14 protein-coding genes are annotated in these 14,327 nt (G+C 32.8%); 4 read left to right on the forward strand and 10 right to left on the reverse strand.

The window, feature by feature from the left end; translation table 11 throughout:
- The first annotated feature begins 88 nt into the window (after positions 1-88).
- Entirely contained in the window at positions 89-1,132 is a 1,044-nt protein-coding gene (locus tag DK442_RS26840; protein ID WP_109439002.1) for a glycoside hydrolase family 5 protein, read from the forward strand.
- Positions 1,133-1,210: 78 nt separating this feature from the next.
- Here DK442_RS26840 and prfA read toward each other — a convergent pair whose 3' ends face one another.
- A complete protein-coding gene (gene prfA, locus DK442_RS26845) occupies positions 1,211-2,287 on the reverse strand; it encodes a peptide chain release factor 1 (RefSeq protein ID WP_109439003.1) in 1,077 nt (358 codons plus the stop codon).
- A gap of 117 nt (positions 2,288-2,404) precedes the next feature.
- On the opposite strand from prfA, the gene DK442_RS26850 reads away from it, so the two are divergent.
- Positions 2,405-2,800, forward strand: a complete 396-nt coding sequence (locus DK442_RS26850) for a hypothetical protein (RefSeq protein ID WP_109439004.1) — start codon at positions 2,405-2,407, stop codon at positions 2,798-2,800.
- 97 nt (positions 2,801-2,897) lie between these two features.
- Complete coding sequence (locus DK442_RS28410) at positions 2,898-3,095, forward strand: hypothetical protein (protein ID WP_160114385.1); 198 nt, start codon at positions 2,898-2,900, stop codon at positions 3,093-3,095.
- A gap of 15 nt (positions 3,096-3,110) precedes the next feature.
- Here the strand turns inward: DK442_RS28410 and DK442_RS26855 are convergent, their stop codons facing one another.
- Complete coding sequence (locus tag DK442_RS26855; protein WP_109439005.1) at positions 3,111-4,670, reverse strand: peptide MFS transporter; 1,560 nt, start codon at positions 4,668-4,670, stop codon at positions 3,111-3,113.
- A 137-nt stretch (positions 4,671-4,807) separates the two neighbouring features.
- On the reverse strand, positions 4,808-5,917 hold the full coding sequence (locus tag DK442_RS26860; protein ID WP_109439006.1) for a hypothetical protein: 1,110 nt from the start codon (positions 5,915-5,917) through the stop codon (positions 4,808-4,810).
- A 138-nt stretch (positions 5,918-6,055) separates the two neighbouring features.
- Here DK442_RS26860 and DK442_RS26865 point away from each other — a divergent pair, with 138 nt between their 5' ends.
- On the forward strand, positions 6,056-6,544 hold the full coding sequence (locus DK442_RS26865) for a peptide-methionine (S)-S-oxide reductase (protein WP_109439007.1): 489 nt from the start codon (positions 6,056-6,058) through the stop codon (positions 6,542-6,544).
- Here the strand turns inward: DK442_RS26865 and DK442_RS26870 are convergent, their stop codons facing one another.
- The 7 genes from DK442_RS26870 to DK442_RS26900 all read right to left on the reverse strand — a co-directional run bounded on the left by DK442_RS26870 (position 6,545) and on the right by DK442_RS26900 (position 14,185).
- Complete coding sequence (locus tag DK442_RS26870) at positions 6,545-7,726, reverse strand: AIR synthase related protein (RefSeq protein WP_109439008.1); 1,182 nt, start codon at positions 7,724-7,726, stop codon at positions 6,545-6,547.
- A 126-nt stretch (positions 7,727-7,852) separates the two neighbouring features.
- Positions 7,853-9,343, reverse strand: a complete 1,491-nt coding sequence (locus DK442_RS26875) for a carboxypeptidase-like regulatory domain-containing protein (RefSeq protein WP_109439009.1) — start codon at positions 9,341-9,343, stop codon at positions 7,853-7,855.
- Between the two features lie 6 nt (positions 9,344-9,349).
- A complete protein-coding gene (locus DK442_RS26880) occupies positions 9,350-10,735 on the reverse strand; it encodes a CsgG/HfaB family protein (RefSeq protein WP_109439010.1) in 1,386 nt (461 codons plus the stop codon).
- Positions 10,736-10,741: 6 nt separating this feature from the next.
- Positions 10,742-11,149, reverse strand: coding sequence for a curli production assembly/transport component CsgF (locus tag DK442_RS26885; protein ID WP_109439011.1), 408 nt, complete (start codon positions 11,147-11,149; stop codon positions 10,742-10,744).
- A 141-nt stretch (positions 11,150-11,290) separates the two neighbouring features.
- Complete coding sequence (locus DK442_RS26890) at positions 11,291-12,016, reverse strand: CsgE family curli-type amyloid fiber assembly protein (RefSeq protein ID WP_109439012.1); 726 nt, start codon at positions 12,014-12,016, stop codon at positions 11,291-11,293.
- 22 nt (positions 12,017-12,038) lie between these two features.
- Positions 12,039-12,560, reverse strand: a complete 522-nt coding sequence (locus tag DK442_RS26895; protein ID WP_109439013.1) for a hypothetical protein — start codon at positions 12,558-12,560, stop codon at positions 12,039-12,041.
- 95 nt (positions 12,561-12,655) lie between these two features.
- Positions 12,656-14,185 carry a hypothetical protein gene (locus tag DK442_RS26900; protein WP_109439014.1) on the reverse strand — a complete coding sequence of 510 codons (1,530 nt, stop codon included), beginning with the start codon at positions 14,183-14,185 and terminating at the stop codon, positions 12,656-12,658.
- Positions 14,186-14,327 lie beyond the last annotated feature (142 nt).

Raw genomic sequence — 14,327 nt, forward strand, 5'->3', positions numbered from 1 at the left:
TTGGCTTTTGTTATTTATAGATAGACCAAAAATTAAGATTCCTTCGTTATATATTAAGAGTATACAACTATTATTTAAAATCATAAACATGAGAGTAATAACAGGTATCATAGCTGTTTTTTTAATTGTATCGATAACAACATCTTGTGAATCAGATTCAGACATGCCCGAGGACATTGATCAATCAGAGGTTGATGAAACAGGTGGTGATGAAGGTACAGGAGACACAACATCTACAATTGATTCTTTTGGCTTATTGCAAGCTTCTGGAAACAAAATTGTAGATAAAAACAATAACCCTGTTCAACTAAGGGGAATGTCCTTATTCTGGAGTCAATGGATGGGACAATATTATACCAAAGAAGCGATTAGCTGGTTAAAAAAAGACTGGAAATGTAATATTGTTAGAGCAGCTATGGGCGTAGAAGATACTGATGGTTATCTTTCTAATAAAGAAACAGAAAAACAAAAAGTATATACTGTTATTGACGCCGCAATTGAAGAAGGTATATATGTTATTGTAGATTGGCATAGCCATCATGCAGAGGATCATCTTGAAGAAGCTAAGGTATTTTTCTCTGAAGTTGCTCAAAAGTATGGTAGCACCCCAAATATCATTTATGAAATCTATAATGAACCTCTCAACGTTTCCTGGAAAGATGTATTAAAGCCATATCATGAACAAGTAATTGCCGAAATTAGAAAACATGACCCTGATAACTTAATTATTTGTGGTACGCGCACATGGTCTCAAGATGTTGATGAAGTTATCGGAAATACTATAAATGATATTAACGTAGCCTATACATTACATTATTATGCTGCTACTCATAAACAATTCCTAAGAGATAAAGCGCAAAAAGCTCTAGATAATGGTATCCCTCTTTTTGTTACAGAGTATGGAGTTACTGAAGCTAGTGGTAATGGTTTTATTGATACTAATGAAGCAAGAGCATGGTGGGACTTTATGGATCAAAACAAAATATCATGGTGTAATTGGTCTATTGCAGATAAAGAAGAAGCCTCTGCAGCACTCAAACCTAATGCAAGTGGCACCGGTGGTTGGACAGAAGATCAAATCACCATTTCGGGTACAATGGTAAGAGAAGAAATAAAAACTAAAAACCCCTGATTAATATATTGTTTACTAAACCTAAAAGCCTCATAAATTTAAAATTTATGAGGCTTTTTATTTTCTTAATATTTTTTTCTAAAATACTTCGTCTGACTCTTTCAGTTTTTCTGTATTTGCTACTAACTGAAGTTCATCGACTATTTTCTGGATATCTCCATCAATAATATTCCCTAGATCATATAAGGTAAGACCAATTCGGTGATCAGTTACTCTACCTTGTGGATAATTATACGTTCTAATTTTTGCAGAACGATCTCCAGACGACACCATACTCTTTCTTTTCTCAGAGTCAGCCGCTTGTTTCTTTTCTAATTCAAGGTCATATAACCTAGAACGCAATACTTTTAATGCTTTTTCAAGGTTTTTATGTGATGATTTCTGATCCTGACAACTTACAATCATTCCTGTTGGTTCGTGATGTAATTTGATTGCAGAATAGGTTGTATTTACCGATTGACCTCCTGGACCTGTAGAAGTTGTGCGTTCAATACGTACTTCTTGCATATCCAGTTCGACATCAAATTCTTCAGCTTCTGGAAGAACCATGACTGTTGCAGCGCTGGTATGAACTCGACCTTGAGTTTCTGTCTGAGGTACACGTTGTACTCGATGTACTCCAGCTTCAAATTTTAAAGTTCCATACACATCTTCTCCATTGACTTCAAAAATAATTTCTTTATAACCTCCACTAGTCCCTTCATTTAGATCAACAACACTGGTGCTCCATCCTCTACCTTCACAGTATTTTGTATACATACGAAACAAATCTCCTGCAAAAATACTTGCCTCATCCCCTCCTGTTCCTGCTCGAATTTCGACCACACAGTTTTTAGCATCTTCGGGGTCTTTAGGAACCAACATAAAACGAATTTTCTCCTCTAAGGAAGGTAATTCTTCTTTTGCTTCTTCCAATTGCATTTTTGCCATATCCACCATCTCTGCATCACTACCGTCTGCTATAATCTCTTCTGCTTCTTTGAGATTATTAGTTAATTCTATATAGCGATCCCGTTCATCCATTAATGCTTTGAGATCTTTATACTCTTTATTAAGCTGTATATATCTTTTTTGATCTGCAATAATATCTGGCTGAATGATTAAATCACTCACTTCATCAAATCGTTGCTTTACAATATTTAATTTATCAATCATAGTACATTATTCCTGTCTGTAGAAGATACAAAAGTAAGCTTTTTTGTCCAAAATGCATACAGAGCCTAAGAATCTAAGTATCATATTATTCCATAAAAATCGTATTTTTGTGTTTGTATGAAAAAAAGGATAAGCTTTCATCATAAATCTACAGTACTTAACTGTTTTTTTGCTATTGCTATTTTATTTAGCTTTGGTGGATATTCTAATTATTCTTCTCCAAAGATTAAGGAAACTACTATTGAATCCATAGTAATTCCTAAAAGAATATCTAAGAACATTGTTTCTTTTCAACCTTCTACTAGTCAGAAAAAAAACGTTGTTTTTTCTTATATCCCACACAAAAACCTAAGGATGTTATCTTTATTTCATAGTAGAATTAGCTTAACTAAAGATAAAAAACAACGCTCTTTTATTCCTTTGTTCTACAAACAAAAAATAATTCGCATTCCATTTCATTCTTCTACGGTTAGTGAGGAAGAACCTTTTCACTTCAATTTAATAACTGGATAATATTCATTATCCACCTGCAACCTTTTTAATAACCCAGTACTATCGTTTACTTCTCATATAGAGGGATAAATGTCTTTACATATTCGATGAATTGAAAATGAAAAAATTTAAAAAATTAATAAGACGATTCACTTTAATACTACTCATCATTATGGCTTCATTACTTCCTATTCCTATCTTTTTTACTAAAAAAGAAGGTAAATTTAATGATGAACATACTATTGAATTGGTAGAACAAAAACAAGAAGATACAATGATCAAAACCAAAAAACTAGGAGAAGAACTCAACTCCTAGTTTTTGGAACATCTTCTAATGTATACCAACCATTAATTTTTTGATTATTGGTGAAATTACGAGTGCAATTATTCCGATTACAATAGTAATAACACCAAAATTGGCATATACTGAAACATAAGAATACAGTTGCTGAAATGCTTCTGTCTGGCCATTTTCTGTTACAGCACCTGATAAACCGGTAATAACTTCACTTATCTTTCCAGAAAACCCTTTTGAAAAAACGCTCATCTCTCCTTCTTTTACTGTGGTAAGCTTTGCTATTTTACCAGCAAAAAAGTGTCCATAGAAATTAGCAGAAAACCAAACTCCCATAATAAAAGTTACATATTTCACAGGAGATAACTCTGTGATTTTAGAAAGTCCTATTGGAGATAAAAACAGTTCTCCTATGGTTAATATCAGATATCCAAAAATGAGATAAAACATTGGTGTTCTGGCATATTCATCGACCCCTTGTGCAGACATTCCAAAAACTACAAAACCCAGTCCGAGAAACAGCATTCCCAGGCCAAATTTAATAGCAGAATTGGGATTTGCTTTTTTCTTACTTAGAAATGTCCATAATATGGCAAAAGGAACTGCTAAAACTACGATCCAGATGGAGTTTACACTATTGGTCTGAGCTGCGTTAATCCCTATCAGATTTACATTTCTATCCGCAAATAAGGTAAGTGAACTTCCTGCTTGTTCGAATACCGCTGCGAATAAAGCATATAAAGTTGTAAAATAAACTGCTACTAATAACCTTTTTCGTTCTTTGAGGCTTACTTTAATTAATATATATGTAATATATCCAATCAAAAATAAAGAAGCAATCCAAACCAAATAATGTTCAAACTCGTTAAACCTTATGATCAAAGCAAACAAAGGAACTGATAACCATGCTATCAACCAAATTCGCCCTCCTTTATTAAGTCCGTATATTTTCTTTTCATATTTTTTTTTATCTGGCACTAACCCTTTATCTCCAAATATGGTTAATTGAGTTCCTCTTTTAAAAACTAATAACCCTACCAACATTCCAATCCCTGCTAATAAAAATCCGTAATGCCACCCATACAACTCTGCAAGCCAAGCACATAATAGAGGCGCTATTGCTCCTCCAAGATTAATTCCTAAATAAAATATTGTAAACCCTGAATCTCTCCTTCTATCTCCTTCTTCATATAATGTCCCTACCATTGTAGAAATATTAGGTTTAAAAAAACCATTACCAACGATTATAAGCCCTAGTGAACCATAGAAAAACACAGGCTGTTCAATGGTTAGAAAAAAATGCCCTGCAGCCATCAAAACTCCTCCAAGTATAATAGATTTTCTATACCCAATATATCTATCTGCTATAATACCTCCAATCATAGGAGTTACATACACCAGGGACATATATGCGGCCATAACACCAAACGATTTATCATCAGAATACAGAAGGTGTTTTGTCATATACAACACTAGAAGTGCTTTCATACCATAAAATGAAAACCGTTCCCATAGTTCGGCAAAAAACAGGTACAATAGTCCCTTTGGATGTCCAAATACTTCTTGTTTATCTACAACAGTGTGATCTAAATTCATGTTATGTGTTTACATTATAATTAAACACAAAGCATGGATAGTTTTTGGATAACTAAAAATGAAGTTCTAAAAAATAGTAATTTATATTAAATTGTGATTCTGAAACAATTGATTACAAATAATCACAATTCATATTTTTAACAGGTTTTATTAAATTCTTCTAAGAGTGTTTCATCTATACTTATATTCTCAGGAATCACTCTAAGTCTATATTTTCCCTGTCCCATAAAAGTGAATAAATCCTTTCTCTCTAATTGCGATATTGATTCTAATTGAAGTATTGAATTGATATTCTCGATAATTCTACTTAGATAGGTTTGACTTTTTATTTCTCCCCCAGAGTTCACTAATAAATATTGCCCATCCCCTATTTCGTATTTTCGTTTTACAGCAAATTTCAACAGATTTTTATACTGTGTGGTTTTGGAACCAAAATCTATGGTTTTATCATAGATTTCTTTAGACGGAATTGTCATTTTCACCAATGACCAATCCATAAATTTAATAGTCATTTCACTTGGTTTTGGCGTTAATGCCAATTGAATTACCCAACTTGTCGCTAACACCAGAAAAATTGAAATAAATGTCGTTTTGGCTATAATCTTTATCAAATGTCCATATAATATATCATCCATAACTACGAATACATCTGGCATTTGCGATACCAACATTAACAAAAAAGCAAGTACAGAAATTATTGCAACCAACTTTAAATCTCTGTTCATGAATGTCTTATAAAAAGATACTATTAACAAATACATTAAGAAACATGAAAGAATTAAATCAGGAATTCCGCTTATACGAATTCCGTTTACAACTGGATTATCTTTATACCCCTGAATCAAAAAAAAAGTTACTGTAGAAACAGCAATTATTAAAATGGTTAAAACAATGGTATTTTTTCTGTTTTTATATAAAAATCGTGGTGCAAAATCGAAATAAAATAATGCTAATAACAAAGCAAGCGTATTTAAAACGGAAAAAAAGCTATACCCTACATCAAATATAATTGTGGTGTCAAAAGATAAAAGATTACCTAGATAGATCCATGTACCAGAAAACACCCAAATAAAAAGAGCTAAACTTAAATATAGCAGGCCTTTATCTATTCTTTTTTGTGAATCATCTTCTTCCAAAAATTGCTTGAAACGTTTTCTTATATTATACCAGATTGCTAACAACAATATCCCTCCTATCAAAGAGATACAGATATGAGCTAGGCTATAAAATTCAGTAATATCTGACATATAGTGAAGTCTAATTATCGATGTCTAATGTACACATATCTTCAAAAATAAGCATATTCAGGTTTTGAAATCTTCTTAAATTTCTAAAAATGAAAAATCTTTTTTAAGTAATTATATGTTTTTACGACATTATATATAATGAAGAGTTTTCAAAAAATAGGATTAGGTGGTGGTTGTCACTGGTGTACAGAAGCAGTTTTTCAATCTTTAAAAGGTATTCTAAAAGTAGAACAAGGATACATTAGAAGTTATGGAGAAAATGACTATTTCTCTGAAGCTGTACTTGTGTATTTTGATCCCGGGCAAATCCTTCTCAAGGATATCATTGAAATTCATTTATATACTCATAAAAGCACATCCAATCATAGTTTTAGAGAAAAATACAGAAGTGCTATATATTATCTAGAAGAAAGTAAAAAACAAAATGTAGAGCACATTCTTAATCAGCTTCAAGAAGAATTTGATCACCAATTAGTAACTAAACCTCTAAAATTTCAAGAATTTCAATCTTCCAGGGCGGCATTACTTGAGTATTATACAAATGACCCTGAAAGGCCTTTTTGTAAAAAATACATCAATCCTAAATTGGATTTCTTAAAGGAAAAATACGCTAAAGTTATTCGATAGTTAACTATAAATATACGCTCCAAACTCACTCTGTATAGTAAGTTTTTTTTCTTCAGAAGCTTCTACTCTTCCAACAATACGAGCATCTACATTAAAGCTTTTAGAAATTGCTATAATTTCCTCTGCTATTTCAGGAGCAACATATATTTCCATTCTATGCCCCATATTAAATACCTGATACATTTCTTTCCAATCAGTCCCTGAGTTTTCCTGAATTAATTTAAAAAGAGGAGGTACATCAAATAAATTGTCTTTTACAATATGAAGATTATCTACAAAATGTAGAATTTTAGTTTGTGCTCCTCCACTGCAATGCACCATCCCATGTATAGTTTTACTATCAAATTGAGATAAGATTTTCTTAATAATAGGAGCATAAGTTCTGGTAGGTGACAATACCAATTTACCGGCATCTATTGGAGCATCTTTAACCTCATCAGTCAAGTTTGTTTTTCCAGAATACACTAAATCATTAGGAACTGAAGGATCAAAACTTTCAGGGTATTTTTCTGCTAACACCTTACTAAACACATCATGACGTGCAGATGTTAAACCATTGCTTCCCATACCGCCATTGTATTCTTTTTCATAGCTGGCTTGACCAAAAGAAGCTAATCCCACAATAACGTCACCTGCTTTTATATTTGCATTATCAATTACATCTTTACGTCTCATTCGAGCAGTTACGGTAGAATCTACTATAATTGTTCTTACCAAATCCCCAACATCTGCTGTCTCTCCTCCTGTAGAATGAATTTCTACTCCGAAACCTTTAAGTTCATCCAACAACTCTTCGGTACCATTAATAATTGCAGAAATTACTTCTCCCGGAATTAAATTTTTATTTCTTCCGATAGTAGAAGATAACATAATATTGTCTGTAGCACCCACGCATAATAAGTCATCAATATTCATGATCAACGCGTCTTGTGCAATTCCTTTCCAAACGGAAACATCTCCTGTTTCTTTCCAATACATATATGCCAGAGAAGATTTGGTCCCTGCTCCATCGGCATGCATAATCAAACAATACTCTTCATCCCCGGTTAAGGAATCAGGAACTATTTTACAAAATGCTTTTGGAAAAAGTCCTTTATCTATATTCTTAATTGCACTATGCACATCTTCTTTGGAAGCTGAAACTCCACGTTGCGCATAACGTTTACTTACTTCTTGACTCATTGTATTGGAAATTAAAGCGCAAAGATAATTCAATTTAATTCATAGACTAAATTGAAAATACAAAATTCCAAACCCTACTATATTTTTTTAGGATTTGGAATTTGCTATGATACTCTAGAATTGTTGTTATTCCCAATCTGGCATAGCTGCTTTTTCTATGATAGTTGTTCTATCGTCGAGATCAGAAATTAAAAATGTAACAATATTTTTTGCTGAAATACCATCATTTGAAGTGTTCACCACAATTACACTAGCTTCATTAGGCGAAAAACGTGCATCAAGATCATTCGTGCCTGCTGGTTTATCAGTGGATAAATCTGTACTTGTCATTGCCATAAAATTATAAACAAATACGTGAGAATCTAATTGTCTATAATTTGTTGGGGTTTCAGAACCTGATATATCTCTGCTATACAACAATTGATTTCCATCTACTGATAGATTTATACTTCCTGCTGCCCCATTTTCTCCTGTAAGCACAGTATTTTGAACTACTCCTGCTTCATTAATTGTAAAAATCTGAACCGAGTATCCATCCAGGTCATTCGTCTTTAAAGCGATGATACCGGTACTTTCATTTTTATCAACTTCTGTAATTAAATCTCCTGTTGTCTGATAGATTAAGACCAAACCACTCCCATCAATATTTATCGAATATAATTTATCTTGATTTGGAAATAATAATTTGGCTCCATTAGCATCCCATGAGAAATCAATCTCTTCTAGATTAAATCCAGATACTCCTATTGTTGAAGTCACTTGCTCCACATCTGAACCATCCTCGTTCATAGTAAACAAATGTGTTTGTGAACCGACAGATTGTAAAAAGGCTATTTTCCCTGTAGTTACATTTCTTCTTGGTCTAAAACTATTTTTAGAAACTGGTGTAAGAGGAATTTGCGTTCCACCACTTTCATCAGCAGAATAAATAACACTATTACCTCCTACTAATTTGGTAAAAACGATTCTATTACTTGGCGCATTTGCAGTTTCAAAGGCAAATGTAGTACTATTTACCGCTGCATTAATTTGATCACTAGCACTTACTTGCCAGAAATATTTTAATCCATATGTAAGTCCAGAAACTGTATACGTAGTATCTGTTATATTTTCAAAAGTTTCTATGGTAGCATTTTCTTCATTTCTTAAACTTACCGTATACGTAATGGTATCATCATCGGGGTCACTGGCACTCCAAACCAGCTTTACCTCTAGAGGAAGATCAACTGCATTATCTACCGGCGTTACTAATGTTGCGGCAGTAGGAGGTCGATTTGTAGCTGTTTCTATATCCATTTCAAAAACAATTTCTATCTCATTACCTGCCAAAACTGTAATCCCTTCAAAAACTGCCAGTAATCCTTCTCTCTGAGCTGAAAGAGAATAATCTCCCGAGGGTATATTATCTATTTGATAAACGCCTTCTGCATTTGTAAAAACTGTACTTGAAGCTGGATTCGTTGATATTTTTACATTCTCTAATGGTTCATTAGTTCCTTTCCTGACTACCGTTCCTTTTACAGATCCGAGTCCTTCTAAATCAATAGTATCTTCGCTACATGAAACGGTAACAATAATAACAAAAGCACTTATTATTTTTATGATATATTCTTTCATTTGTTTTTATTCTATTTTCTTCCTTTTAACAGGATTACCAAAGTACCAATTAAGTCCTAAAGAAAAATTAAAATACTGATCATCTCGTTTTCCTTGAACTATATTATCTAATTCATCACTTAACACCAAATTATGTGTAGCACTTAGTGAAATACCCACTTTATCCGAAACTAAATACTCTATTCCCCCACCATATTGGAGTTTAAACAATGTATTATCAAAATCATCATCATTTACAATTCCCATTCCCCCGTATAGAAATGGCGATAGTTTTTCGAATGGCAACAAGCTTAATTCAGCATTTAGATCAATAGCATTAAAACCTTTTGAAAACGAGTTTTCATTTGTCAATTCAAATTTATTAATACTCGAATTTACATTGAGGTACGGGTTAAAATACCATCTTGCTCCTGCTTTTACAGAATATGTAAGTTCTGGATTATTAAGATCTCCTCCAATGAGCGCAGTACCTCCTTTAAGAAAAACACTCGTTTTAGATCTTCTTTCTTTAAAGTATCGATCGTATAAGGCTGTATTTTGAGCTTCATTCTTCTCTGCCTTATATTTTTCTACTAGATTCTCAACAACTTCAGGTTCGGCATTAACTTCCCATAACTTATCCTCTACACCTTCAACAATCAGAGATTCTACTGCTTTTTCAATAGCCTCTGAAACTGCCATCTGTGCAGGTTCATTTTTGGTAAATCCGGTTTCGGCTTCTAATAATCTTCTAAATCTCACATATCTAAAGAAATTTGCATCTAGTGCTTGTGATAAGATTGTTTTGGATACATATACAGTTTTAAGAATTTTACCACTAGATGTAGAAACAGCTCGTAAATAGATTGTAATTCTATCTTGTCTATATTGTGTAGAAGCTCCGACTCCAAAATACCTTGCTCCTAATCCTCCTGTAATGATATTAGAATCATAAGAAACTATACCTCCTTCTAGAATAATGCCTGCATATAATAAAGGGGGTAACTGAGGTTCGTTTGGGTTTTTATTTTTTCTATATTCTTTTCTGGTAGAGCGTATAATATTGCGCTCATTAAGTAAATTGCTTAGATTTTCTCTTTCAATAGGTACAAACCACTTAGAGTCTTCTAAAGCCTTAATTAAAATTGTTGTCGCTCCCTGAGTAACAGCTGTACTAAAAGTATTTCCACTTTCTGTGGGTTTGTATTGACCTGTTTGATCTCTAAATTTATACACCCCAACAACCAAAGGTTCTACTGGCGAGGGAAAATCTCTTAGTGTTTTAGTAACTTCTGTATCTTCTCCTATTCTGGCACTTTCTATGGTAATGGGTTGGTTAAAATAAGTTCCGCATCCAGATAAAAAAAGCGCACAAGAACATACTACAATTACATTATAAAATTTATTGTACATTAAAATTTAATTAGGAATTATTACTTGGGACTGATCTCCTGTACTTGTATCTAAAATATTGATAACCAAACCTTCACCTGATGGAAAGATCTCAACAAATAATGTCCCAAAATTGAAAGTCCCTTCTGTAAGACCATCTTCACCAAATTGTTCATTAAATAATGTTCTGGATATTTGATTCAATAATTGACCATTAAGATTTTCTGTGAATCTCTCTAAATCAGATCTTTGGTCCCTTGATGAATTATTATCATCTGTAAATTTATTTTGAGCTTCTGCAGAACTGAGTAACCATTGATAATTAAATGTATCCCCTCCAAATGCAGGGTTTACAGGTCTATACACCAAATCTTGTCCAAAGGAAAAACTACATATCGAAAAAACAAGAAATATTGTTATTGTAATTGATTTCACACGTTTAAAATTTTATATTTAATTGAAAAACTGAGAATGCCTATACAACTTTACTAGGTTTTATTCTCCCTTCAAAAATCTTAATCATTTGCTTTTACAAGAAAAGATTAATTTTTTAATGTTCATTCTATCCTGACTATTTTAATATTGAAAAATATCGTTTTTCTGCTTTTTCAGGTCTTTAAAATATTTATACACTTTACGAATCGCAATTTTCGACATTTGTTCTAAATACTCTAAATCTGGTTTCCCCAAAAATTCATGAATAACGTTATCTTCTATTTTTACCTGAATAATGGTACTACGTCCAAAACTTAATTTTTCAAAGACTCCAACGACTTTGTTTCCATTTATTTGTGCTAAGGTATATGTAGTATAAAAAAATTCATAAAAATCTCTCCCTGGTTTTGTTTTTGTTTCTTCTACAACAATCCCTTTTAATACGATTCCATCATCTGATGATTCGTCTTCAATTTTTTCAGTTTTTTGATGCGCCTCTTCATTAAATCCTATCCTATCTTTACCAATGATTTTATCTTCTTCATAAATTAGTAACAATACTACTAACTTATCATTTTGTGTGATATTAACAATGCCTCTTGATAGTTCTTTACTTTCGTTTGCTTCTAAAGTAAATCTATCTTCTTGATCATTTTTGGTAACTAAATTATTAGCATCTGTTTTAAAAGCCGTGACTGAGTACCTTAAACTTTTATAAACTTCTGTAGTATTAGTTACAGTACTTATTACCGAAATAACACCATCAACAGTTTCAGTTTTAATCTTAGCAACTACATCTGTATTTGTAAACTGAGCAACCGAAACCTGAAAAAACAAAGATAGAAGTATGACTAATCTTGATTTCATACTTTACATATATTGGGAATGCTTAAAAACTTCTTATGATTACTGTTCTGGCATCACCAGACATCCTAAATTTTAAGTTCTTTGACAATTCATTACTACCAAATCTTTCAAAAATTAAATTATTTCCTTCCTGAATGAGTTCTAAGTTTGTTGATATATCAGGATTAAAGGAAAAATCGATCACGGCATTATTATTTCCAGTTTGAGTAATTATCTTGTTTATATCTCTTGAAGATTCATTTATTTCTACTCTATTATCATCTCCATTTTGGATAATTTTTATATCCGAAGATTCTGCATTAATATTTGACAGTATTACATTATTAGCTCCTATTTGTTGAATAAAGACTGCATTTATTCCATTAGAAACAGATGCCCTATCCTCAGTTTGGGACAAGGTATTATTGACTTGAGATAACGTAATAAATTTATCTTTGTCACTACCAAAAAACTGATCTTCTTCTTTTATATCCTGTGCATAGGACACAGAAGAAGAAAGAACAATAAAAAATAGTAATACTTTTATAAAACTAGTGTTATTCATCTTTCAGAATTTAGAAAATCAATAAAGAGTTATGCTTAATATGGTATTAAGCATAACTCCTATAAAGATCGTTAAAACAATATAATCTCTATTTATTAACGAGCTCCTCCTCCTGAACCACTTTGAGTGACTACAGCAGAATTATTAGTTCCATTTTGAAGAATTGTACTCATGTGACCATCTCCTATTTGAGTTACAAAAGTATTGTTACCAATTCCTATTTGAGTATCTTCTGCAACATTCTCATTTCCACTTTGGAAAATATCACTTACATTACTAGCTCCATTTTGAGCTGAAGCAGCAAAGTTTTGATCTCCAAGTTGAAATTGAATAATAGAATTTAATTCACCTGCAACACCAGTAACTCCTTCTTGCGAACCTTCTGCAACATTACCATTTCCTAATTGAAACTGACTAGTTCTATTCTCACCTCCAAAAAATGCTATGTTCTGAGTAGCAGAAGCACTGTTTCTATCTCCTAATTGAGTTTGAACGATAGAGTTATTATCTTCTTCATGTCTTCCAAATGCTTCGTTACCATTACCAATTTGAGTTTGAGTTATCGCCCCTCCTCTTGATGTAAAGAAAAGCCCTCCTTGCTCAGCAACTGCACTGTTTCCATTACCTAATTGTGTTTGAGTAGCTATATTGTCAGTTCCAGATTGCGTTGATGATGCTTGGTTTTCATCACCGGTCTGTGTTTGACTTAAACTATTATTACTTCCGTTTTGAGAACCAACAGCGCTATTTCCGTTTCCTGTTTGTACTTGGACTGCTACATTTTCGCCTCCAAAAGAACCTAAATTTTGCTCTGCACTTGCATCATTAGAATCTCCTTCTTGACCTTGCTGAATTACATTACTATCTTCTTCATGATTAGCAAATGCATTATTTTCATCTCCGATTTGTACTTGCTCTACTCTTCCTCCTCTAGAATCAAAAGTAGCACTTCCTTGTAATGATGTTGCCGTGTTTCCACCACCTTCTTGATCCTGACGAACAGAATTAGCAGGTCCCCATTGTTCTGCAGTTGCCATATTAGCATCTCCAATTTGTGATTGTATTGAAATATTTTCATTACCAACCTGAGCAATAGACGCAGTATTAAAAGTTCCCTCTTGCTGAAGTTCACTAAAGTTGTCTATTCCTTCTTGTGTAGAAGTTCCAGTGTTATCGTCACCAAATTGGGCTTGAAAAGCAGAATTTGTAATACCTTCCTGAGATATAGTAGCGGTATTCGCATTACCTTCCTGAATTTGAATAGCTAAATTACCTCCTCCTGTAAATGCTAAATTCTGAGTAGCTCTTGCAGAGTTACCATTTCCAGCCTGTACTTGGCTTACTTGATTTGCATCTTCTTCATGTTGAGCAAAAGCAGAATTTTTATCTCCATTCTGAGATTGTTCGACGATACCATTTCTTGAATTAAAATCTGCACTACCTTGGATAGCTTCTGCATTATTGGCTAACCCTTCCTGGTTCGTTAGAGAAGAGTTTGAAGTTCCAACTTGAGTAATTGTAGCAATATTGTCTACTCCCGTTTGACTGACATTACTATTGTTTGATTGCGCAACCATTGCTGTGGCACTTAATAAAGCTGCCAGACTAAAAACTACTTTTTTCATACGTAATATATATTAAAATGATTAATGTGTTCTATTCTATAAAAATTACAGCATAAGACCGATGGGATTAGAAGAATCTAATCCATTAAGCTATCGGTAAAAAGTGTATTTTGGGACTCTAAGGGGTACAATCAAACGATTT

This window comes from Aquimarina sp. AU119, assembly GCF_900312735.1.
GTDB classification, from domain to species: domain Bacteria; phylum Bacteroidota; class Bacteroidia; order Flavobacteriales; family Flavobacteriaceae; genus Aquimarina; species Aquimarina algiphila.

Coding starts and splice junctions, on each gene's coding strand:
- DK442_RS26840 (WP_109439002.1), top strand. CDS start 89: ATGAGAGTAATAACAGGTATCATAGCTGTTTTTTTAATTGTATCGATA.
- DK442_RS26890 (WP_109439012.1), bottom strand. CDS start 12,016: ATGAAATCAAGATTAGTCATACTTCTATCTTTGTTTTTTCAGGTTTCG.
- DK442_RS26895 (WP_109439013.1), bottom strand. CDS start 12,560: ATGAATAACACTAGTTTTATAAAAGTATTACTATTTTTTATTGTTCTT.
- DK442_RS26900 (WP_109439014.1), bottom strand. CDS start 14,185: ATGAAAAAAGTAGTTTTTAGTCTGGCAGCTTTATTAAGTGCCACAGCA.
- DK442_RS26875 (WP_109439009.1), bottom strand. CDS start 9,343: ATGAAAGAATATATCATAAAAATAATAAGTGCTTTTGTTATTATTGTT.
- DK442_RS26850 (WP_109439004.1), top strand. CDS start 2,405: ATGAAAAAAAGGATAAGCTTTCATCATAAATCTACAGTACTTAACTGT.
- DK442_RS26860 (WP_109439006.1), bottom strand. CDS start 5,917: ATGTCAGATATTACTGAATTTTATAGCCTAGCTCATATCTGTATCTCT.
- DK442_RS26870 (WP_109439008.1), bottom strand. CDS start 7,726: ATGAGTCAAGAAGTAAGTAAACGTTATGCGCAACGTGGAGTTTCAGCT.
- DK442_RS26865 (WP_109439007.1), top strand. CDS start 6,056: ATGAAGAGTTTTCAAAAAATAGGATTAGGTGGTGGTTGTCACTGGTGT.
- DK442_RS26880 (WP_109439010.1), bottom strand. CDS start 10,735: ATGTACAATAAATTTTATAATGTAATTGTAGTATGTTCTTGTGCGCTT.
- DK442_RS26855 (WP_109439005.1), bottom strand. CDS start 4,670: ATGAATTTAGATCACACTGTTGTAGATAAACAAGAAGTATTTGGACAT.
- DK442_RS28410 (WP_160114385.1), top strand. CDS start 2,898: ATGAAAAAATTTAAAAAATTAATAAGACGATTCACTTTAATACTACTC.
- prfA (WP_109439003.1), bottom strand. CDS start 2,287: ATGATTGATAAATTAAATATTGTAAAGCAACGATTTGATGAAGTGAGT.